A 19775-nucleotide genomic window follows, 5' to 3' on the forward strand; every position below is an offset into this window, starting at 1 on the left:
CTGGCCATGACAGCACACATTCTGAAGACCGTCGGTGTCCGGGAGTTGCGTCAAAACGCTTCCAGTATCCTCGAGGAAGCACTGCGAACGGGAGAAAGCGTACTTATCACCAACCATGGCCGGCCGATGGCTACGCTGCAGCCGATGACTGCGGACCTTGCCTGGCGTGAGGAGCTCATCGCGAAGGGGACACTGATTCCTGCAACGAACCCCGGCTCGCTAGCTGACATCGAGCCAGTCAAGTTGCCACCGGGAGGGCCCAGCATGGCTGAGATTCTGGAGGAGATGCGAGCGGATCGCTCGTGATCTACGTGGACACCTCTGCGCTGGCCAAGATCATTGTGCCGGAACGGGAGTCGGAACAGCTGCGCCGGTTCTTCGGAACGACCGAGAATGATCGCCTCGCAACCTCGCACCTCACCGTCGTTGAGCTGCATCGCACTGCATTGCGCCACCCTCAGGTCGCGCTTACCCAAACGATCGCATCCGTCTTATCGCACCTCAACACAACCGCGATGACACAGGAGATTGTGAATCGGGCAGCTGCCCTCAAGCCCGCAGCATTGCGGGCCCTCGACGCCATTCATGTGGCGACCGCCCTCGAAATACGCGCCGATCTGCTCGTTACTTATGATCGGCGCATGGTCGAAGCGTGCCAAGCGAACAACTTGGAGGTGGTGTCTCCTGGGGCAAGCTAATCACCGGTCCCACGTGAAGAAGCCCTGGCCCGACTTCCGCCCCAATTCTCCCCTGGCAACCTTGTCCCGGAGGACCTGCGGCGGCGCAAAACGCTCCCCCAGCGTCGACTCGAGATATTCGGCGATTCCGAGCCGCACATCCAGCCCCACAATGTCGGTTGTCCGCAACGGGCCGACTGGGTGCTTGTAGCCGAGAACCATCGCCGTATCGATGTCCTCAGCGGACGCCACTCCCTCCTCGACCATGCGCATGGCCTCCAGGGCGATTGCGACCCCAAGCCGCGAACTGGCGAAGCCCGGTGCATCCTTGACCACCACGGGAGTCTTGCCGAGCGCTACAGCCCATCCGCGCGCCTTGTCGGCCAGCTCGGCCGAGGTAGAAGGCGCAAGCACAACCTCGATCAGCGTTGACGCCGGTACCGGGTTGAAGAAGTGCAAACCGCAGAACCGGTCGGGCCGCTGAAGGACGCCGGCCAGCTCGCCGACGGACAGCGAGGAGGTATTCGTCGCGAGCCAGGCGCCGCCGTCGAGCTGTTCCTCCACTCCGCGCAGCGCGGCCGTCTTGAGGGCCAAATCCTCCGGCACAGCTTCGACCACCAGGCCGCACGAAGCGAAAGCAGAGTAGTCCGTGCTCACCTGCAGCCGCGCGGACAGCGCGTCGAGGCTCTCCTGAGTGGTCCCCTTCGCGATGCTGCGGTCGAGCGCCGCGGTGATCCTTCCGCGCGCAGCCTTCGCCGCGTCGTCGTTCTGTTCAACGACGACGACGGCGGCACCGGCCACACAAAAAGCGTGCGCGATACCCGCACCCATCCGCCCGCCACCGAGAACGCCGACAGTCTCCGGAACACTGTTGGTACCCAATAGGCTCACTTCTTCTTCTCCCGGTCGGTGTCTTTCCTCGTTAGGAATGCCTGCATGCGCTCAAACTTTGCCTCCGACTCGAACAGGATGCCCTGCGCGAGCTGATCGATTACAGGGTGCGCCTCAGGTGGTGCATGGAAGACGCTCTTGGTGATTCGGGTTGCGAGCGGATCCTGGCGAGCGATCCGATCAGCGAGCCGGTGTGCTGCCGGGAGTAGATCGTCTGCGGGGTGGATTTCGGTAATGAGCCGGGCGGTGAGGGCTTCATCGGCGTTGAGCACGCGGCCCGCGAGCAGGATCTCCTTGGCGAGGGGTTCACCGACAAGCTCCCGCAAACGCCAGGTTGCGCCGGCCGCCGGCAGGATGCCGAGCCCCGTTTCCGGGTTGCCGATCTTCAGCGCGGGTGTCCCGATCCGGAAGTCTGCGGCGAAGGCGAGCTCCGCACCGCCGCCGAGTGCGTAGCCGTCCAACGCCGCGATCACGGGCATCGGGAGCTTCGCGATTCGGGAGAACAGTGTCGAGTTGATTCCGGCAAGGGCGTCGTCACGCCGTCGTTCTCTCAGCTGTGCGATGTCTGCGCCGGAGGCGAAGACGCCACCTGTTCCGGAGAGCACAAGGATTCGAGGGTTGCGCTCAAGGTCAGCGCACACCTCGTGAAGTTCGTCGACCATCTGCTGGTCGATGGCATTGCGCACCTCAGGGCGGTTGAGCTGGACGCTGAGGCGGTTACCGCCGTCGTCGATCTTGAGGGTCTTCACTACACGCGCTCCAGAAGCAGAGCGGTTCCCTGCCCGACACCGACGCACATGGTCGCGAGTCCCAGGCTCCCGCCTTCACGCTCCAGCCGGCCCATGAGGGTGATGGCGATGCGCGAGCCAGAGGACCCCAACGGGTGCCCCAGGGCGATGGCGCCGCCGTCGCGGTTGACGATGTCCTCGTCGAGGCCGAGCCTGCGGATGGATGCAAGGGACTGGGTGGCGAAGGCTTCGTTGAGTTCGACGGCGTCGAGGTCGCCGATGGAGCGGCCGGCGAGCTTGAGGACCTTCTGCGTGGCCGGGACGGGTCCGATACCCATGATTTCCGGCGGCACTCCGGCAGAGGCGCCCGTGACGATGCGGGCGCGCGGGGTCAGGCCTAGCCGGGTGAGTGCGGCTTCGGACGCGACGATCACGGCGGAGGCACCGTCATTGAGTGAGCTCGAGTTGCCGGCTGTCACCACGCCGCCCTTCGCTACGACCGGCTTCAGCCCCGCGAGCACCTCAAGCGTGGTGTCGCGCCTGGGTCCCTCGTCCGTGTCAACGGTGACGTTCTTCTTGCGGTGCGCGGTGTTCACCGGAACGATCTCATCTTTGAAATGTCCGGCGTTTATCGCGGCAATGGCCCGCTGGTGGGATCGGAGCGCGAAGGCATCGGCGTCATCCCGGGAGATGCCGTCCACGCGGGCAACCTCCTCGGCCGTCTCCGGCATCGAGAACGTGGTCTTCTCCTGGGCCGCGAAGGTGGGGTTGGTGAAGCGCCAACCGATCGAGGTGTCGAAGGCAGCACCCGGCTTGGCGAACGCCGTCGTCGGCTTCTCCATGACCCACGGCGCGCGGCTCATTGACTCGACACCACCGGCAATAACGACGTCGGCCGCTCCGGCCTTGATCATGTGCGAGGCCATGATGATGGCGGACAGGCCCGATGCGCACAGCCGATTCACGGTGATCCCGGGGATGGTGTTGGGCAGGCCTGCGAGCAGGGTGGCCATGCGGGCGACATTCCGGTTTTCTTCACCGGCGCCGTTCGCGTTGCCGAGGATGACTTCGTCAATCGTCTCGGGGTCCAGACCGGTGCGGTGCACCAGTTCGCGGAGAGTCAGAGCCGCCAGGTCATCGGGGCGGACCGCCGAAAGCGCGCCGCCGTACCGTCCCACCGGGGTACGAACCCCACCAACCAGAAAAGCCTCGGCCATGCCAGTCTCCGTCATCGTCGTCGTAATCAGCGAGGTGAATTGAGGGCGGCACAATTACCGACCGTTCGTTCTATAAAGAATCGCATGGGGCGTCGAAGCGGTCAACCGGCGTTACGCCGGCTCCCCGTACCGTTTCTCGCAGCTTTGCGGCTCAGAACCGTGTGTCGGCCGGGGACACGCCGCGAAAACGGCGGGTCCGGCGGGCAAACCTGCACGGAATCGCTCGGGGGGCTCGCTCGGGGGGCTAAGGTCACGCCGCGCGCAGCCGGACCACCTGCCCGGCGTCCAGCCGCAGCTCCGACCCGCCGAGGTCCGCGAACCAGCGGCGCAGCGCCCGGTCGTGACTTGCGATGATAAGGGTCCCTGCGGACCCTGCCAGCGCTTCTTCGAGCTCACCGCTCAGTACCGGCGACAGGTGGTTGGTGGGTTCGTCGAAAAGGAGCACGTCGTACTGGCCTACGAGCAGCCGAGCCAATGCCACCCGGCGGTGCTGGCCGGCGGAAAGTCCGCCGACGGGCACCAGGAAGTCGGCAGATTTGAACAAGCCGAGGTTCAGCAGCCTGTCGGCGAGCTCATCAATGTCACCGCGCAGCCCGTCCGCGAATGCGGGCAGCAACCGCTGGGACGGATTCACCGGCGGATCCAGTTCTTGCGGAAGGTAACCGAGCCGGCCACGCTGCCGCACAGATCCGGCGTCGATCTGCCCGTTTCCGGCGATGGCGTTCAACAGGGTCGTCTTTCCTGCTCCGTTCGGTCCGGTGATGAGCAATCTCTCGCCCGCGGCCACCGTCAGCGACGGAACGGCCAGACGGGCGTCCACCCGCAGGCCCGAGACCGTGATGACATCGCCGCGTAGGGAACGCCCGCCGAAGCGTGCGGACAGCGCCAGCGGCTGCGGCGGCCGGTCGACCGGGTTCTCCTCCAGTCTGCGCAGCCGTTCGAGCGCGTTCCGCTTCTGGCTCGTTACCGCTTTCTGGACGGTTCCCTGCTTGAAGTCGTAGCCCATCTTGTCGCCGTCGTGGACCCGTGCATAGCCCATGTGCTGCTCGACCGCCGCGGCTTTCGAACGCTCAATCTCCTGAGCATCAAGCCACTGCTGGTACTGCTGTTCCCACCGCCGTCGCTCTGCTTGTTTCGCGAGCAGATAGCCCTCGTATCCGTTGCCGTAGCGCTGCAGCTTTCGCCGGTCGCCATCGAGCTCAACGATGTCGGTCGCGAAGGTGCGCAGGAAATCCCGGTCGTGGGACACAGCGAGAACAGCACCCCGGTGCGAGGTGAGCCGTCGTTCAAGCCAGGTGACGGCGTCGTCGTCCAGGTGGTTGGTGGGCTCATCGAGCATGAGGATCGCAGCCGAGTCGGCGAGCAGGCATGCGAGCGCAAGCCGCTCCTGCTCTCCGCCCGAGAGAGAGGACAGCGGCCGATTACGGGTGACGTCTCCCAGCCCCAGGTGCTGCATGGCTGAGCCGACGCGCGCGTCTGCGTCGTAACCGCCGTGGAGCGCGAAGCGAGTCTGAAGGTCTCCATACCGGGCCAGTTCAGCGGCGCCGGCCGAGCCCAGACCTGCTTCGAGGGTCCGCATTTCCGCCTCCAGCCAGCGGATGCCGGCGAGCGCCGCATCAATGACCTGACGGACAGTGTCCGACGGCGGATGGTTCAGTGTCTGCGCCAGGTAACCGATTGTGCCGCTGGCCGTCACCGTCCCGACGTCGGGCGCAACCTGTCCGGACAGCAGACGCAGCAGCGTGGACTTTCCGGAGCCGTTTTCGCCGACAAGTGCGATGCGTTCACCGCTGGTGAGGGTGAGGCTGACGTCGTCGAGCAGGAGTTTGTCACCGTGCCCGTGGGACACGTTGGTCAGGCGGATGTGGTCGGTCACGGAAACCTCGAATACCTCGCAAAGTCGAAGAAGCGCCGGCGGAGCCGCCCCGGGATATGCGCATCGGGGCCAGCTCAACGCCGACGAGAAGACTGGTGCGGGTTAGGACCACATAGGAAACAGACTGCCCGTGTTATTGGATTTCGTCAACGGTCTGGTCCCGGCCGCCGTTCAGTCCTCCAGGCGGAAGCCCAGCTTGACGGTCACCTGCCAGTCAGCGACGGCGCCATCAACCAGGTGCCCGCGGATTTCCTTGACCTCGAACCAATCGAGGTTTCGAAGTGTCTTGGAAGCCTGGGTCACTGCGTTGGTCACTGCCGCGTCCACCCCATCCGGCGACGTGCCGACGACCTCGGAAATGCTGTAAGTATGGTTCGCCATCCTTCTTCTCCTTCGAGTCAGGCCGGTGTGGGCTGCCTTTGCTACCGGCGGGTGGATGTCACGCTAGTCCTGTCCGCTGTTCCGGTCCAGACCCTTCGTACGTCCGGTGATCGTTTCTATCGCGGACAACATCTGACCGGAATACTCTGGATCAGCGTTGCAAACGTCCCTACGCTGTGGACCCATGACGTACAGCATTCAGGTAGTGATTGACAGCGAAGATCCCCATAGTCAGGCAGATTGGTGGGCCGAGACACTGGACTGGAGGGTGGAGCCGACTGACCAGGACTTCATCGACAAGATGCTCGCCGAGGGTTACGCCAAGGAGAGCGATGTGATCGAGCACAACGGCATCCGCGTCTGGAGCACAGGTGAGGCGGTGTGTCGTCCGGATGAGGAGGGTCAGAAGGGGCGCCAGCGCATCCTTTTCGTGAAAGTCCCGGAGCCGAAGACGGTGAAGAACCGCACCCACCTCGACATTCGCCTGGACGGTGATGACAAGGACGCGGTTCGTGCAGCCCTGGAAAAGCGGGGCGCACGCTTCCTGTACCAGGGCAGCGAGGGACCACACATCTGGTACACCATGGCAGACCCGGAGGGAAATGAGTTCTGTGTGAGTTAGTCTCCCCCGCTTTGAAGTCACCCCCGTGTCCAAAGCTAGACTCGATTGGTGACCACAGATCTCCCACCCCAGGTATCCGATATCTTCGACCCTGCCCGCTGGCGGCTCGTGGAGGGATTTGAGGATCTTCAGGACATCACCTACCACCGGGAGGTCGAACGCAGTCAGGTAGACCGCAGCCAGAACGACGGCGCCCCGTTCCGCGATCTCCCGACTGTCCGCATCGCATTCAACCGGCCGGAGGTGCGCAACGCCTTCCGCCCGGGCACGGTTGATGAGCTCTACCGCGTGATGGACCACGCGCGCATGACACCGGACGTTGCAACGGTCCTCCTGACTGGCAACGGTCCATCACCCAAGGACGGCGGACACTCCTTCTGCTCCGGCGGTGACCAGCGGATCCGCGGGCGGGATGGGTACAAGTACGCAGAGGGAGAGACCAAGGAAACCATTGACCCGGCACGCGCGGGCCGGCTCCACATCCTCGAGGTTCAGCGGCTGATACGGACCATGCCGAAGGTGGTCATCGCCGTCGTCAATGGCTGGGCTGCGGGCGGCGGTCACAGCCTGCATGTTGTGGCGGACCTGACGATCGCCTCCCGCCAACACGGCAAGTTCAAGCAGACCGATGCAACGGTTGGCAGCTTCGACGCCGGCTATGGCTCGGCGCTCCTCGCCCGGCAGATCGGGCAGAAGCGAGCGCGAGAGATTTTCTTCCTCGCCCGGGAGTACTCGGCCGAGGATATGGTCGCCATGGGAGCGGTGAACGAAGCCGTCGACCATAAGCGGCTCGAGGAGGTAGCCCTTGAGTACGCCGCAGACATCGCGAATCAAAGCCCGCAGGCAATCCGCATGCTCAAGTTCGCGTTCAACCTCGCCGATGACGGTCTGGCCGGTCAGCAGGTGTTCGCCGGCGAAGCCACCCGCATGGCTTATATGACCGACGAAGCGGTCGAGGGCAAGGAAGCGTTCCTCGAGAAACGCAGCCCCGACTGGTCCAGCTTCCCCTACTACTTCTAGGCGCCGATGGAACTTCTTCCCGTTCACACCCCGCAGGGCTTCGATCCGCACACGCTCCTTGCCCCGCTCGCGGCAGCTCTTGCAGGCGAAGGTCCTGCAGTGGCACCGCACGCCGAGGAGCATCAAAGCTTCGACGGCGAACTGTCGAATGACGAGATCGCCGCGGTGCTCAGCACGTCGGGCTCCACAGGTACCCCGAAGCAGACCATGCTCAGCGTCGACGCGCTTGCCGCTTCGGCCATGGGCACCGCGTACGCATTGAAGTCCGAGGGCCAGTGGCTGCTCACCCTGCCGGTGCACTACGTAGCCGGATTCCAGATGCTGGTGCGTTCGCTCTATGCGGGCACAAGGCCGTGGGCCATGGACCTGACCGGCAGCTTCAGCCCCGAGCGGTTCACGGAGGCGGCGGCAGAACTGACCGACAAGGTCCGTTTCACGTCACTGGTACCCACCCAGCTTCACCGCCTGCTGGAGGACCCTTCACCGGAAACGATCAAGGTACTGCAGCGGTTCAACGCAATCCTGCTCGGCGGCGCGGCCGTCACCGACGCTCTCCGGAGCAGGGCCCGCGCGCACGGCCTGAAGATCGTCCGCACCTACGGCATGAGTGAAACCTGCGGCGGCTGCGTGTACGACGGCGTTCCCCTCGAAGGCGTGGAACTCACCAAGGACAACGGCCGGCTCTGGATCAGCGGCCCGGTTCTCGCCGATGGCTACCTGGGCCAACCGGAGCTGACCCGGGAAAAGTTTCCGTTCAACTCCGGCCGACGCTGGTTCCGCACAGACGACGACGGCACCATTGACGACGGCGTCCTCACCGTTCACGGGCGCGTGGACGACGTCATTATCACCGGCGGCCTCAAAGTATCAGCGGTCGCGGTCTCCAGCGTTATTGAAGGCATGCCGGGAGTCAGCGAAGCGCTGGTGCTGGGGGTTTCCCACCCGGAGTGGGGCGCCCAGGTGGCTGCCGCCGTCGTCGGCTCAGTTAATCCGGAGGCGGTGCGGCAGCATGCGCAAGAGCATCTGGGCTCGCATGCGGCACCGAAAATCGTGCTGACGCTGGACAAGCTTCCGCTGCTGCCCAACGGCAAACCCGACCGGCTGGCGCTTCGTGCGCTGTTCGAGCAGTCAGCGTTGTAACGCTCTGCGCAGTTCAGGCGTCAAGCATCCACGCACAACAAGTACTAACACCGTAGATAACCGGAGGAAACACCGTGGCAACAGCTGCGCAGTGGGTAGAAGGGGCGCGTCCCCGAACGCTTCCTATGGCGGTGGCGCCCGTCATCATCGGGTGCGCTGCAGCCTTTGACCTCGGAGCGTTCAAGCCGGTGAACGCGTTGCTGGCGGCGATTGTGGCCGTTCTGCTGCAGGTGGGCGTGAACTACGCGAACGACTACTCCGACGGTATCCGCGGCACGGACAATGAGCGCGTGGGTCCCTTGCGGCTGACCGGCTCCGGCGCCGCTGAGCCCTCACAGGTGAAGTGGGCGGCGTTCGGATGCTTTGCACTGGCCATGGTTGCCGGCATTGCCCTAATTGTGCTCTCCCAGGCGTGGTTCCTGCTGCTCGTCGGAATCGGCTGCGTTGCGGCTGCCTGGGGATATACGGGCGGACGCAACCCGTATGGGTACATGGGCCTCGGTGACCTGTTCGTTTTCGTCTTCTTCGGCCTGGTGGCGACCCTTGGCACCACCTATACCCAGGCGGGCCAGCTCAGCGGACCGGCATGGGTAGGCGCGGTGAGCACCGGAATCATCGCCATGGCCCTGCTGATGGCCAACAACGTACGCGACATCCCGACTGACCGCGAGGCCGGCAAACTGACCCTCGCAGTCCGCCTCGGAGACACCGCCGCCCGCATCAGCTACGTCATGATGCTCACGGTCGCGCTGTTGTTGCCGCTGTTTCTGGTCTACGACTACCCGTGGGTGCTGCTGGTCCTGCTGCTGATCCCGCTGTGCCTGATGCCTAGTTGGCTGATGCTCAAGGGCAAGAAGAGACGCAGCCTGATTCCGGTCCTGAAGCAGACCAGCATCATCAACCTTGGTTTTAGTGTGCTGTTCGGCGCCGGCGTGGTGCTCTCAGGAGTGCTGTCCTAGCAGTAGCCCGAACACGGCGGGTTACGGCCGGCGGCGATCTGCGTTCACGTGGGTATTGGGGTCCAGACTGTCTTCGGCGTCAGCATCGCGGAGCTCACTGGCGGAGCGGACCGGCGGCGCGCCATCACGGAATCGGCGCTGGAGGGATGCTGCTGCTTCGTTACGCAGGCCGCGGAAAAACAGGTACGTGACGCACCAGGCCATGACGGCTGCGGCGATCACCGAGAAAATTGCCCCGACACCGAGGGAATAGCAGATCACGAAGAACACCGCGACGAAGCCGAGGCGCAAAGCAGTGAATTTGAGGAAGGGCACGACCCAAGTTTACTCGCCTACAATTGATGCATGCCCCGCCTGTTGCTGTTCCTCGTGATCCTGGGGATCGCCGTCATTGTTTACGCGCTGTTCGACTGCATCATGAGCCGGGCAGAATCGGTGCGCAGCATCTCGAAACCAGCCTGGTTCTTCACCATCCTTCTCGTTCCCCTTCTGGGCGCCGGCCTCTGGTTCCTTTTCGGGCGGCCAGGCAGAGACGACCGCCCCAGCCAGCGCCAGAAGCGCGGTCCTACAGCCCCGGACGATGACCCTCAGTTCCTGCGCAACCTTGAGATGAGGCGGCGCCAGGAAGCCCGCGACGCCGAGCAGCGCAGGCGTGAAGCCGAGAAACGGGCCCGTGACGCGGAGAAGAAAAAGAACGACGAGGGAACAGCCAGCGACGGCAAGACCGCCTGAGTAGGTACTTCGGCGGTCCTGCCCGGGCGCTTCGGTGTCCTTGTGGGACTCCTGACACGGATGCTGGGTTGATGTGCCCTGCCACCGCGGCCCGTGCTGCAGGGATGGTGTCCCTTCAGCACTCTTATGCCACCCATTTGACCCTGTGTGCGAAGATTTGCACAACAGCCTGATGATCGGGTGGTCGAAATGACTACGCTGACCGAATGGCTGGCGACAATAGTGGTCAATCTGACCAGCCCCCTGTCCGGAGAAGGGCCGCGAGCCATGAACAAGGAATCACGCCACACCAGAGACGGAATTGACCGGGCTGTGCTCGAGGCACTCGACCACGAGCCGCGGATGACCATCCTCGCCATCGCCCAACGGACCGGCCTGGCCCGGGGCACCGTGCAGGCTCGCCTTGACCGGTTCGAGCGCGAGGGAGTTCTGAGGCCGCACAGTGTGCGGATCGATCCCGAAGCGCTTGGGATGGGTATCTCCGCACATGTCGCTGCAGAACTGGATCAGCACCGCATCGATCTCGCCGTTGAGGGTTTGCGAGCCATACCGGAGGTCATCGAGTGTCTCGCCCCGGCCGGCGAAACAGATCTGCTGTGCCGGGTGGTGGCCCGGGACCCTGATGACCTGTACCGGGTCTCCGAGGAAATCCGCCTGTGCCCGGGGATTCTGCGGACCAGGACCAGCATGTTTCTACGCCAACCCATCCCCTACCGGATGGCGCCGCTGTTGGGGACAATCGGAGGCTGAATCACCCCTGCCCCCCTCCGTTGATTTGGCACGACACGCCCCTTATGCCATCGCATTCGGGGCGTGTCCTGCCAAATGAACGTGGGAGTTCAGGCGCGCACCGGAGTTGGTGAGTGCAGCATGCCGTCGGTCATCGTGACGACGGCATCGGTCAGCGGAACAAACTCCGTGTCGTGAGTGACCATCACGGTGGCCAACTGCTGGTCGCGGGTCACCTTGCACAGCAGCCGGACAACCGACTCGGAACGTGCCTTGTCCAGTGCGGCCGTCGGTTCATCCACCAGCAGGACGGTGGGCTCGCCCATGAGTGCCCTCGCAATGTTTACCCGTTGGCGCTGTCCGCCGGAAAGCTGGTGCGGACGCTTGTTGCCCGCCCCGGCGAGGCCGACGACGTCGAGCAGTTCCAGCGCCCGGAACCGCGCCGCCTTCGGCGCCCCACCGCGAAGATGCTCACCGATGAGCAGCTGCTCCACCGCGGTGAGCGACGGCAGTAAATTGGGCTGCTGGAACACGATGCCCACTTCTTTCCGTCGCAGCGCTGTCCGCTGCCTGTCTTCCAGGCCCGTCACGTCCACACCACCGATTTGGATCTCGCCACTGGTGGGGCGCACAAGGGTGGCAGCGACGGCGAGCAGACTGGACTTGCCCGAGCCGGACGGCCCCACAACCGAAGTAACGGTTCCTGAGTCAACGCTCAGAGTGACGCCATCAAGGGCAGTGATGGTGCCGGCGTCGCCGTCGGGATAGGAAAGGGAAACGTTGACGAGGTTCAGGGCGGGTACTGGATTCATGGTCATGCGATGTCCTTCGTAAAAAGTTCGGGTTCTAGTTGCCGCCGAGGGCCAGCAGCGGATCGATCCTGGTGACGCCGCGGACGGCGAGGGCCGACCCCGCCAGCCCGAGGAGCACAATGCCGGCGAACGGCCCGACGACGGTCACACCGGAGATCAGGAACGGCGCCACTGTCGCGGCGAGATAGCCGCCGCCGAGACCGAGTGCCGCGCCGACCGCGGCACCGATGATGAGCACGATGGCGGCCTGGCTGAGCGCGTCCCGCAGTATGTAGCCATTGGATCCGCCGAGGGCCTTGAGCACCGCGATGTCGCGGGTGCGCTGGATGGTCCACACGGTGAGAAACGCAACGATCACCAGCGCCGAAATCCCATAGAGGAAGCCCTGCATCATGGTGAGCGAGCCGTTCTCGGATCCGAAGGACGCCAGAGCGCCGTAGCTGCCGGTACGCGTTGTGCTGACGGTCCCGGCCGCGGCGTCAATCTCCTCGCGGCTCTGCGCACCGGGCGCTTCGTCGGTGGTGGTTGACGCGAGGACCGTACCGACCACGTCCGGATCGGACACGTGCGCGGTTGCCCGCCAATCGGCCAATGTGGCCCACACCACCGGCGTGTGGCTGTACCACTGGTCGTCGATGATGCCGGCCACTCGGAGCGCCGTCCCGCTGATGCTCGCGGTATCACCGACGGACAGCGACAGCGCCTCGGCCACCGTGCGGCTCACCACAAGTCCGCCGTCTGTCAGGCTATCGGGGGCAAGCACGCCGTCCGTGGCTGCTCCGAACACCGCGACCGTCGCGGTACCGCCGGCCTCGAGGCGTGTCTGGCCGATGCCCAGTGCTTCGGCGTGGGAAACTCCCTCGGCCTGACGCCACACCTCGAGTTGGTCCTCGTCCACCTGGGATTCAGGATAGGAAGCAGCGGGCTCATTGCCTTCAGGTGCTCCGAAGACGATGGTGTTGGCGTTCAGAGCAGCTATTGCCGACGTCGACTGGTTGGCCAGCCCCGCGGTCAGACCGGACAGCATGACCAGCAGGAAGGTAATAAGCCCGACGACGGTTCCCATCAGGGCGAACCGCCCCTTCGCAAACCTGAGGTCCCGTAAAGCTAAGTACATCGTTTCGTCCTCTGTATGGCTGGAAAACGGAGTGAGCGACTCTTTGCCGCTCAGCTTCAACTGTCCGCGTTCGGTGCCGCCGACACATCGGGGCTACGGTTGATCTGCTTGGCTCCCATCGGTTGGTCCGCCGGTCAACCGATCGGTTGATGTCGCGGTGGATGCGCGCGGCTAGGGTTGCTGTATGCGAGACTCCGCGAGCCCGGCCGGATACCTGGCCGCCCCGGCCGTTCTGCGGATGCTCCGGATCACCCTGCACGCCGGTTTTCTGGCACTGCTCCTGGTTGGAGTGGCGGCGACACTGGCGTCAGAACCCGGCCCCGCCGTCATGTATCCGGTTCTACTGGTCTCGCTGTGCCTCGGCGGGCTGTACCTGGCCGGGACCATCAGCGAGAAGCGGGCTGCGGAGCGGCAGGTGGCGCCGTCGTCGTCGCGTGGAACCCGCTACGCGGGATTGTGGCTGGCCGGGATGACCGGTCTCTGGGTTGTCCTCATGGTTCTCAGCGCCGACTTCTCCTGGCTGGCATTCGCCCTGTTCTTCCTGCACCTGCACCTGCTCAGTACCAGGCACGCCGTGGCCGTGATCGTCCTGCTGACCGGCGTCGTCATTGCGGCCCAGTGGAACCGCGAAGGGGAGCTCCAGGCGCCGATGATCCTCGGGCCGACGTTCGGTGCGGTTTTCGCCGTGGTCATGACGATCGTCTACCAGAGCCTCTACCTCGAGGGCGTCAACCAGCGGCAGGCGCTCGAGGAACTTCGGCGTACACGCTCCGAGCTTGCCACCACCCAGCATCAGGCCGGCGTCGCCACCGAGCGGGAGCGTCTGGCCCGCGAGATCCACGACACGCTGGCACAGGGCCTGTCCAGCATCGTCCTCATCTCACGGGCAGCGGAAGCGTCGCTGAACGCAGGAGCAATCGAGACAGCACGTGAACGCATCCGCACTGTGCAGCAGACGGCGTCTGACAATCTCGCCGACGCGCGGCGTTTTGTGCGCGGGTTAAGTGCGGCGGAGGGCGATCCCGAGTTCCTCGTCGGCAGCCTGCGCCGAACCTGTGCCAGCGTTGAGCAGCAGGCGGCGGCCCAGGGCATCGGCCTGCGCTGCCGGTTTGAGCTCGACGGCACCCCCGTGCGGATGCCGGCTCCGTACGAGGTTGCACTGCTACGTGCAGCGCAGTCGGCCCTGTCGAACTCCCTGCGGCACTCCGGTGCCGGCACCGCGGTCGTCACACTCACCTTCGTGGGATCGGAGGTGGCGCTCGACATCTATGACAACGGCAGGGGGTTCGATGTGGATGCGGCACTGGCCTCTGCGATCGAGCGGACCGATGGCACCGGGTTTGGGCTGAGGGTCCTACGGGAGCGGATCAGCGCGTTGGGCGGAGCCATTGACATCGAATCCGAGGCCGGTGAGGGCACCGTTGTCAGCGTCCGTTTGCCCCTGCTGCCGTTCGATGGCGGGACACCGGATGACTGAGATCCGGGTCCTTCTGGTGGACGACCATCCGGTTGTCCGAGCCGGGCTGCGGGCAATGCTCAACGATTTCGACGGCGTCTGGGTAGCCGGCGACGTGGCAGACGGTGCCGCCGCCGTGGCGGAGGTGCGGAAACTGGCTGCCCTCGGCCAGCCGGTGCAGGTTGTGCTCATGGACCTGCAGATGGGCGAGGGCATGGACGGCGTCACCGCGACCAGAACCATCCGCGCGCTGGAAGACCCGCCGCAGGTGCTGATCCTGACCACTTATGACACCGATGCTGACATCATCGCGGCCGTCGAGGCCGGTGCGGGCGGCTATCTTTTGAAAGACGCTCCGCCGGAGGAGATCCGCCGGGCTGTCCAGTCAGCAGCACGGGGACAAACCGCCCTCGCGCCGGAGGTAGCCGCGCGCTTGATGGGCCGCATCTCGAGCCCGACGACGTCCCTGAGCGCCCGCGAAATCCAGCTGCTGGAACTCCTTGCAACCGGCATGCCGAACCGGCGTATCGCGAAGGAGCTGTTCATCAGCGAGGCAACGGTGAAGACCCATCTGGTTCACATCTACGACAAGCTCGGCGTGGATAACCGCACCGCCGCTATTTCAGCGGCGAGGCAGCAGCGCATCATCAGGCGCTGACAGCTTAACTTTTGCGTTCAATTCGCAGGACACGCCCCTTATGCGTAGCCATAAAGGGCGTGTCCTGCCAAATCAACTATGGGATCAGACGCCGGCGTAGCTGTGCAGTCCCGAGAAGTAGATGTTCACGATCGTGAAGTTGAAGACGATGCACAGGTAACCGACGATCGAGAGCCAGGCTGCCCTCGTCCCGGTCCAGCCGCGGGTTGCACGGGCATGCAGGTACCCGGCGTAAACCACCCAGATCACGAACGTCCAGACTTCCTTGGTGTCCCAACCCCAATACCGGCCCCAGGCCTTCTCCGCCCAGATGGCACCGGCCATGAGGGTGAAGGTCCACAGCACGAAGGCGATCGCGTTGATGCGGTAGGAGAGGTTCTCGAGGCTCAGGGCCGAGGGAACCAATCGCATGAACGGCAGCCGGTCATCTCCGCCGGAGGCAAGGCGCGCCACCCGGCTGGCCTGCATCAGCTGCAGCACCGACATCGCGAAGGTCAGGGTGAAGAGGGCTGACGCGGCGACGGCCACGGACACGTGGATGATCAGCCAGTAGCTCTGCAGGGCAGGCACGAGGTTGGCCACCGGCGTCGGGAATCCAATGGTGGCCGCGCACAGCATGACCACCACGAGCCCAATCACGAAGGTGCCGAGGAAGCGCAGGTCCTTGCGGGTGAGCACGACCAGGAAGACGACGGCTACGACCAGCCCGCCGGTAGTGCAGAACTCGTACATGTTGCCCCACGGCACGCGGCCGGCGGCGACGCCGCGGCTGACGACGGCCACGGCATGGATCGCTGCAGCCACGATGGTGAGTGCGACGGCGATGCGCGCGACGGAGCGCCGCTCGCCCCGGTAGTTCATGGCGTCGTCGGCGGTAGATCCCGCTGGAGCGCCGTCGCCGGCCGCTTTTCCGCGCTTACCGCCGGCTACAGCGCCGGCAAGTACAAGCTCCCGCTCCTTGGCGGACTCGGCAAGACCTGCTTCCATCTCGCGGATCCGCCGGCTGCTCTTGACGAGGTCCCAGGTGAAGGCGAGGAACGCCGCCGTGTAGGCCAGGGCAGCGAGCAGCATGAACAGCTCGCTGTACTGCCCAAGGGTCTGGTTTATGTTCTGCATCAGTTGTCCTTACCGCTTCCGGGCGCCGACGCTCCCGCATGCGCTGTCTCATTCTCGTCGTCTTCAGTGCTGCCCGCCAGCCAACGCTCGCGCAGCAGTTTCTCGATCGCTGCCCCTTCGCCGGCCAAACGGTGGTCCTCACCGCGCGCCAGCAGACCGTACTCCACCGAAATGCTGCTGTCCGTGCCGGTGCCGGTCCGAACCCAGACCCGCCGGCGGCCGATGAACAGGGACGCGCTCAACCCGGCAAGCGCCAGGGAGGAGAACACCAGGGCGCCGAGCTCAGCCGGGTCATGCGTGATGTCCAGGGCGGCGTAGCGGCGCAGTCCGTCGAAGGTGATTGAGCCCTTGCCCTCGGGCAGTTCGAACGTTTCTCCGGCGTCGAGCACAATGCCGCCGGCTTCGCTGTTCCGGCTGTTCAGCTCGGTCAGGGTGTCAGTGTCAAGCACGTACACGTTCTGCGGATCACCGTCGTCCAGTCCGAGGTCACCGTAGTAGGAGTTGAGGTTCAACTGGGGCAGGAACGGGTCGGGGTCTCGGGAGAAGGAAACCCCGTTCTCGTCGATGGCAGCTGTCGGCAGGAAGAAGCCGACAAAGCCCAGCTGGTCCGGCTGTGCGTCGGGTACCTTCAGCACCATCAGGGAGGTGAACAGCCCGTCCTGCGGGATCGATACCACGGGGCCCTGGTGCGCGATGTTACCTTCACCGTCGCGCACTGTCACTACGGGCGCGTAGCCGTTGCCGACGAGGTACACACTGGTGCCGCCGATGGTCAGCGGCTCATTGACCTTCAGGATTTGCTGCTCCGGTGAGTCCCCGGGAGCGGTCTTGGTGGTCATGGTCGCCGTGAAGTCAATGGGTTGACCGTAATGCGTGAGCTGGCGGTCAAACTGCACATCGAAGTTCTCGAGCGTAATGGAGTACGGATCCAGGTTGTCCTCGGAGAAGTTGGTGCCCGGTGTGAAGGAGTCGTATCCCACGAGCGTGTTCACGAAGGTCTCCCCCTCAACCAGAATCTTCTGGCCGCGGTAGCCGAACAGCCCTCCCACAGCCACGGACACCAGCACACCGATCAGGGACAGGTGGAACACAAGGTTCCCCAGTTCCTTGAGGAAGCCGCGCTCGGCACCGACGGAGGGACGCGCCCCGTTCTCGTCACGCACATCCACCCGGTAGCCGCGCTTCTTCAGGGCGGCAGCAGCATCGACGACGGCGGCACTGGCCGACGCCGGACGCCCGCCTTCCGGCCCGCTGGGCTGGTATTCCTGCCCGCCCGGCAGGGTAAAAGCCCCGTGGACCGGCATGCGTGAGAGCCTGCTCGGGGTGCGCGGCGGTTTGGAACGCCATGCGCGGCCGTGAGCGATTGCCCGCGGAATCACGCACCCGATCAGCGAGATGAACAGGAGCAGGTAGATCGCTGAGAACCAGACGGACGAGTAGACATCGAACAGCTGAAACCAGTCCAGGATGGGCCCGGTCTCAGGGTTGTCCTGAATGTACTGGGTGACAACGGCAGGGTTGGCCGGGCGCTGCGGGAAGAGCGAACCCGGTACCGCCGCGACGGCAAGCAGAAGCAGCAGAAACAGGGCGGTGCGCATGCTGGTGAGCTGCGTCCAGATCCAGCGCAAGGTGCCGAGGACGCCAAGAGCGGGGAGCGCGACGCTGTCTTCGCGGTCCTTCGTTGCCATTGAGTCTTCCTTCGATTCAGCCTTCGATTTATCCATCAGTCGATCAGATCGGTAACGTCACGCCGCCGAGCCACTGCTGAAGCTCGTTGATCCACAGGTTCCAGACACCGGAGGCCATGAGCACTCCGACCAGTATCAGCATCCCTCCGCCTGAGCGCTGCAGCAGCAACCGGTGGCGCCGGAAGAATTTCATGGCCCCCATGCCCCGCCGCAGACCGAGGGCAATCAGCAGGAACGGCAGTCCGAGTCCGAGACAGTACACAAAGGTGAGGAGCGCGCCCTTCGCCGCGCTGGCGCCGTCGTTCGAAAAAGCGAGCAGCTGCACGGCGGAAAGCGTCGGCCCAATGCAGGGCGCCCAGCCGAGTCCGAAGGTGAGCCCCAGCAGCGGCGCCCCCCAGAGACCGCTCGGCACGCGGGCATGGAGCTTCCGGTCCTGCTGGAACCAGGAGAAACCGCCCATGAAGACGATTCCGAGCACAATCACCACCAGGCCGTTCCCCGCCGGCGCCAGAGCTACAACTGAGCCGAGTGGGAGGGAGGTGGTCACAGCCACTACTCCGCGAGGGCGGAGTCGATGAGCGCGCTGAGCGTTCCCTTGTCCGCGAGGCCCAGGATGCGGGCCGAGACGCGTCCCTCCTTGTCGAGCACCAGGGTAGTCGGCACTGCCTGCGGCGGTACGTAACTTGTCATGGACAGGAGGACGCCGCCGTCGGCGTCGTTGAAACTTGGGTACGGGATGCCGAAATTACGCTCAAACGCCTCGGCGTTCTGCTGGCCGTCCCGGATGTTGACGCCGTAGAACTGCACGCCCTGCGGCTGGTACTCCTCGTGCAGCGCGACGAGGTCCGGAGCTTCCTCCCGGCAGGGGGCGCAGGCGGCGTACCAGAAATTGAGAACCGTCACTTCGCCAGGCCACGCGGATGAGGAAACAGTCTCGCCGTTGTAGAGCTCCCCCTCGATCTGAACGGGCTCACCGCGTTCGGCAGCGGCGTACTCGGTGACTGAGCCGTCGCCTGCAATGTAGTTCTTATTGCTGCCTTCGGCTGCCTGCTGGGCCAGAGGGTCCTGGGCCGCACAGCCCGAAAGGACGACGACGGCGGCGAGCACCGACGCAGCAAGGCGCATCAGCGCGCGGCCAGGGCGGCGGCGCGGGACAGCTTTAGTTTGAATCACAACGGCTTCCACGGGTTCTACAACGTGTAGTAATTGTATTACGCTCCCGGGAGGTTCTTCGCTCTGGGCAGAAGGTCAGCGCATGGCTCCTCATACCGCACGCCGGTGAGCTGCTCGCCTTCGAAGTAGAGCGAGGTTACTGAGCTCAGCGTGCATCGGCGCTGGCGCGGATCGTGCCACAGACGCTTCTTTTCAGCCGCCAGCCGTGCAACCCAGATCGGCAGTTGATGGCTGACCATAATCGCTTCAGCATCCTTGCCGCCGGTGGCCTCAAGAGCCGCGCGGCGCGCATCGTGAACAGCTGCCATGACCCGCTCAACCTGCGCACTGTACGGTTCGCCCCAGGAAGGGGTGAATGGGTTCCGCAAGGATTTCCAGTGCTTTGGGTGCCTGAGCTGCTGGGCAACCTGTGCCATTCCCTCGAACCGGTTCTCCGCTTCGATGATGCGTTCTTCGGTCACGATTGTGAGACCGAGCTCCCGAGCCGTCGGTTCTGCGGTTTCCTGTGCACGTGTCAGCGGTGAGGCCGCGAGATGCACTATGTCGGCGCCGTCGTTCCTGCGCTCCGCAAAGTACGTTGCCACGCGCTCGGCCATCTCTCGGCCAAGCTCTGACAGGTGAAACTCGGGCAGGCGCCCATAGAGGATCCCGTCCGGGTTATGGACTTCGCCGTGTCGCACGAGATGAACGGTGGCTGTGGGCATGAATCCAGTTTCGCATCCCATCCAGCAGAGGGCTAAATCGGCCCGGATTGCCGGTTCGTTCGCGGCAGTCGGGAAAAAA

General features: G+C 64.6%; 22 protein-coding genes and 1 pseudogene. 10 read left to right on the forward strand and 13 right to left on the reverse strand.

Annotated elements, in window-relative coordinates; translation table 11 throughout:
- The first annotated feature begins 6 nt into the window (after positions 1 to 6).
- Together Q0877_RS09295 and Q0877_RS09300 are read left to right on the forward strand one after the other, a co-directional pair.
- Complete coding sequence (locus tag Q0877_RS09295) at positions 7 to 306, forward strand: type II toxin-antitoxin system Phd/YefM family antitoxin (RefSeq protein WP_299167191.1); 300 nt, start codon at positions 7 to 9, stop codon at positions 304 to 306.
- Positions 303 to 698 carry a type II toxin-antitoxin system VapC family toxin gene (locus Q0877_RS09300; RefSeq protein WP_299167193.1) on the forward strand — a complete coding sequence of 132 codons (396 nt, stop codon included), beginning with the start codon at positions 303 to 305 and terminating at the stop codon, positions 696 to 698. Before Q0877_RS09295 ends, Q0877_RS09300 begins: the two co-directional genes overlap by 4 nt.
- Here Q0877_RS09300 and Q0877_RS09305 read toward each other — a convergent pair whose 3' ends face one another.
- From Q0877_RS09305 to Q0877_RS09325, 5 genes are all read right to left on the reverse strand, one after another.
- Positions 699 to 1559, reverse strand: coding sequence for a 3-hydroxyacyl-CoA dehydrogenase family protein (locus tag Q0877_RS09305; protein ID WP_299167194.1), 861 nt, complete (start codon positions 1557 to 1559; stop codon positions 699 to 701).
- A gap of 5 nt (positions 1560 to 1564) precedes the next feature.
- A complete protein-coding gene (locus Q0877_RS09310; protein WP_299167196.1) occupies positions 1565 to 2317 on the reverse strand; it encodes an enoyl-CoA hydratase/isomerase family protein in 753 nt (250 codons plus the stop codon).
- Positions 2317 to 3513 (reverse strand): acetyl-CoA C-acyltransferase, encoded by a 1197-nt coding sequence (locus Q0877_RS09315; RefSeq protein WP_299167198.1) that lies wholly within the window; start codon positions 3511 to 3513, stop codon positions 2317 to 2319. Before Q0877_RS09315 ends, Q0877_RS09310 begins: the two co-directional genes overlap by 1 nt.
- A gap of 250 nt (positions 3514 to 3763) precedes the next feature.
- Positions 3764 to 5389, reverse strand: coding sequence for an ABC-F family ATP-binding cassette domain-containing protein (locus Q0877_RS09320; RefSeq protein ID WP_299167199.1), 1626 nt, complete (start codon positions 5387 to 5389; stop codon positions 3764 to 3766).
- 171 nt (positions 5390 to 5560) lie between these two features.
- The gene (locus Q0877_RS09325) at positions 5561 to 5770 is read right to left on the reverse strand and encodes a dodecin (protein WP_299167200.1); all 210 of its coding nucleotides are present in this window, start codon (positions 5768 to 5770) and stop codon (positions 5561 to 5563) included.
- A 184-nt stretch (positions 5771 to 5954) separates the two neighbouring features.
- On the opposite strand from Q0877_RS09325, the gene Q0877_RS09330 reads away from it, so the two are divergent.
- The 4 genes from Q0877_RS09330 to Q0877_RS09345 all read left to right on the forward strand — a co-directional run bounded on the left by Q0877_RS09330 (position 5955) and on the right by Q0877_RS09345 (position 9511).
- Positions 5955 to 6392, forward strand: a complete 438-nt coding sequence (locus Q0877_RS09330) for a VOC family protein (protein ID WP_299167201.1) — start codon at positions 5955 to 5957, stop codon at positions 6390 to 6392.
- Between the two features lie 48 nt (positions 6393 to 6440).
- On the forward strand, positions 6441 to 7412 hold the full coding sequence (locus tag Q0877_RS09335; protein ID WP_299167202.1) for a 1,4-dihydroxy-2-naphthoyl-CoA synthase: 972 nt from the start codon (positions 6441 to 6443) through the stop codon (positions 7410 to 7412).
- Between the two features lie 6 nt (positions 7413 to 7418).
- Entirely contained in the window at positions 7419 to 8552 is a 1134-nt protein-coding gene (locus tag Q0877_RS09340; RefSeq protein WP_299167203.1) for an AMP-binding protein, read from the forward strand.
- Positions 8553 to 8626: 74 nt separating this feature from the next.
- Complete coding sequence (locus Q0877_RS09345; protein ID WP_299167204.1) at positions 8627 to 9511, forward strand: 1,4-dihydroxy-2-naphthoate polyprenyltransferase; 885 nt, start codon at positions 8627 to 8629, stop codon at positions 9509 to 9511.
- Positions 9512 to 9532: 21 nt separating this feature from the next.
- Here the strand turns inward: Q0877_RS09345 and Q0877_RS09350 are convergent, their stop codons facing one another.
- Entirely contained in the window at positions 9533 to 9826 is a 294-nt protein-coding gene (locus Q0877_RS09350; protein WP_299167206.1) for a DUF4229 domain-containing protein, read from the reverse strand.
- A gap of 30 nt (positions 9827 to 9856) precedes the next feature.
- On the opposite strand from Q0877_RS09350, the gene Q0877_RS09355 reads away from it, so the two are divergent.
- Both Q0877_RS09355 and Q0877_RS09360 read left to right on the forward strand, forming a co-directional pair.
- Entirely contained in the window at positions 9857 to 10243 is a 387-nt protein-coding gene (locus Q0877_RS09355) for a PLD nuclease N-terminal domain-containing protein (RefSeq protein ID WP_299167207.1), read from the forward strand.
- Positions 10244 to 10510: 267 nt separating this feature from the next.
- A complete protein-coding gene (locus tag Q0877_RS09360; RefSeq protein WP_299167335.1) occupies positions 10511 to 10993 on the forward strand; it encodes an Lrp/AsnC family transcriptional regulator in 483 nt (160 codons plus the stop codon).
- 89 nt (positions 10994 to 11082) lie between these two features.
- Here Q0877_RS09360 and Q0877_RS09365 read toward each other — a convergent pair whose 3' ends face one another.
- Both Q0877_RS09365 and Q0877_RS09370 read right to left on the reverse strand, forming a co-directional pair.
- Positions 11083 to 11790, reverse strand: a complete 708-nt coding sequence (locus Q0877_RS09365; RefSeq protein WP_299167209.1) for an ABC transporter ATP-binding protein — start codon at positions 11788 to 11790, stop codon at positions 11083 to 11085.
- A 28-nt stretch (positions 11791 to 11818) separates the two neighbouring features.
- Entirely contained in the window at positions 11819 to 12901 is a 1083-nt protein-coding gene (locus Q0877_RS09370) for an ABC transporter permease (RefSeq protein WP_299167210.1), read from the reverse strand.
- 184 nt (positions 12902 to 13085) lie between these two features.
- Here Q0877_RS09370 and Q0877_RS09375 point away from each other — a divergent pair, with 184 nt between their 5' ends.
- Together Q0877_RS09375 and Q0877_RS09380 are read left to right on the forward strand one after the other, a co-directional pair.
- Entirely contained in the window at positions 13086 to 14378 is a 1293-nt protein-coding gene (locus Q0877_RS09375) for a sensor histidine kinase (protein WP_299167212.1), read from the forward strand.
- Positions 14371 to 15015: a response regulator transcription factor gene (locus Q0877_RS09380; protein WP_299167213.1), complete on the forward strand. Its 645-nt coding sequence runs from the start codon at positions 14371 to 14373 to the stop codon at positions 15013 to 15015. The genes Q0877_RS09375 and Q0877_RS09380 overlap by 8 nt, the downstream gene beginning before the upstream one ends.
- 84 nt (positions 15016 to 15099) lie before the next feature.
- On the opposite strand, the gene ccsB is transcribed toward Q0877_RS09380, so the two are convergent.
- From ccsB to Q0877_RS09405, 5 genes and pseudogenes are all read right to left on the reverse strand, one after another.
- Complete coding sequence (gene ccsB, locus Q0877_RS09385) at positions 15100 to 16131, reverse strand: c-type cytochrome biogenesis protein CcsB (protein ID WP_299167214.1); 1032 nt, start codon at positions 16129 to 16131, stop codon at positions 15100 to 15102.
- A complete protein-coding gene (locus Q0877_RS09390; RefSeq protein ID WP_299167215.1) occupies positions 16131 to 17819 on the reverse strand; it encodes a cytochrome c biogenesis protein ResB in 1689 nt (562 codons plus the stop codon). Before Q0877_RS09390 ends, ccsB begins: the two co-directional genes overlap by 1 nt.
- A gap of 43 nt (positions 17820 to 17862) precedes the next feature.
- Positions 17863 to 18312, reverse strand: a pseudogene (locus tag Q0877_RS09395) (cytochrome c biogenesis CcdA family protein); the annotation flags it as partial.
- 59 nt (positions 18313 to 18371) lie between these two features.
- Complete coding sequence (locus Q0877_RS09400; protein WP_299167337.1) at positions 18372 to 18944, reverse strand: TlpA disulfide reductase family protein; 573 nt, start codon at positions 18942 to 18944, stop codon at positions 18372 to 18374.
- A gap of 86 nt (positions 18945 to 19030) precedes the next feature.
- Positions 19031 to 19696: a histidine phosphatase family protein gene (locus tag Q0877_RS09405; protein ID WP_299167216.1), complete on the reverse strand. Its 666-nt coding sequence runs from the start codon at positions 19694 to 19696 to the stop codon at positions 19031 to 19033.
- Positions 19697 to 19775 lie beyond the last annotated feature (79 nt).

It is taken from the genome of uncultured Arthrobacter sp. (assembly GCF_947495145.1).
GTDB lineage: Bacteria > Actinomycetota > Actinomycetes > Actinomycetales > Micrococcaceae > Arthrobacter_D.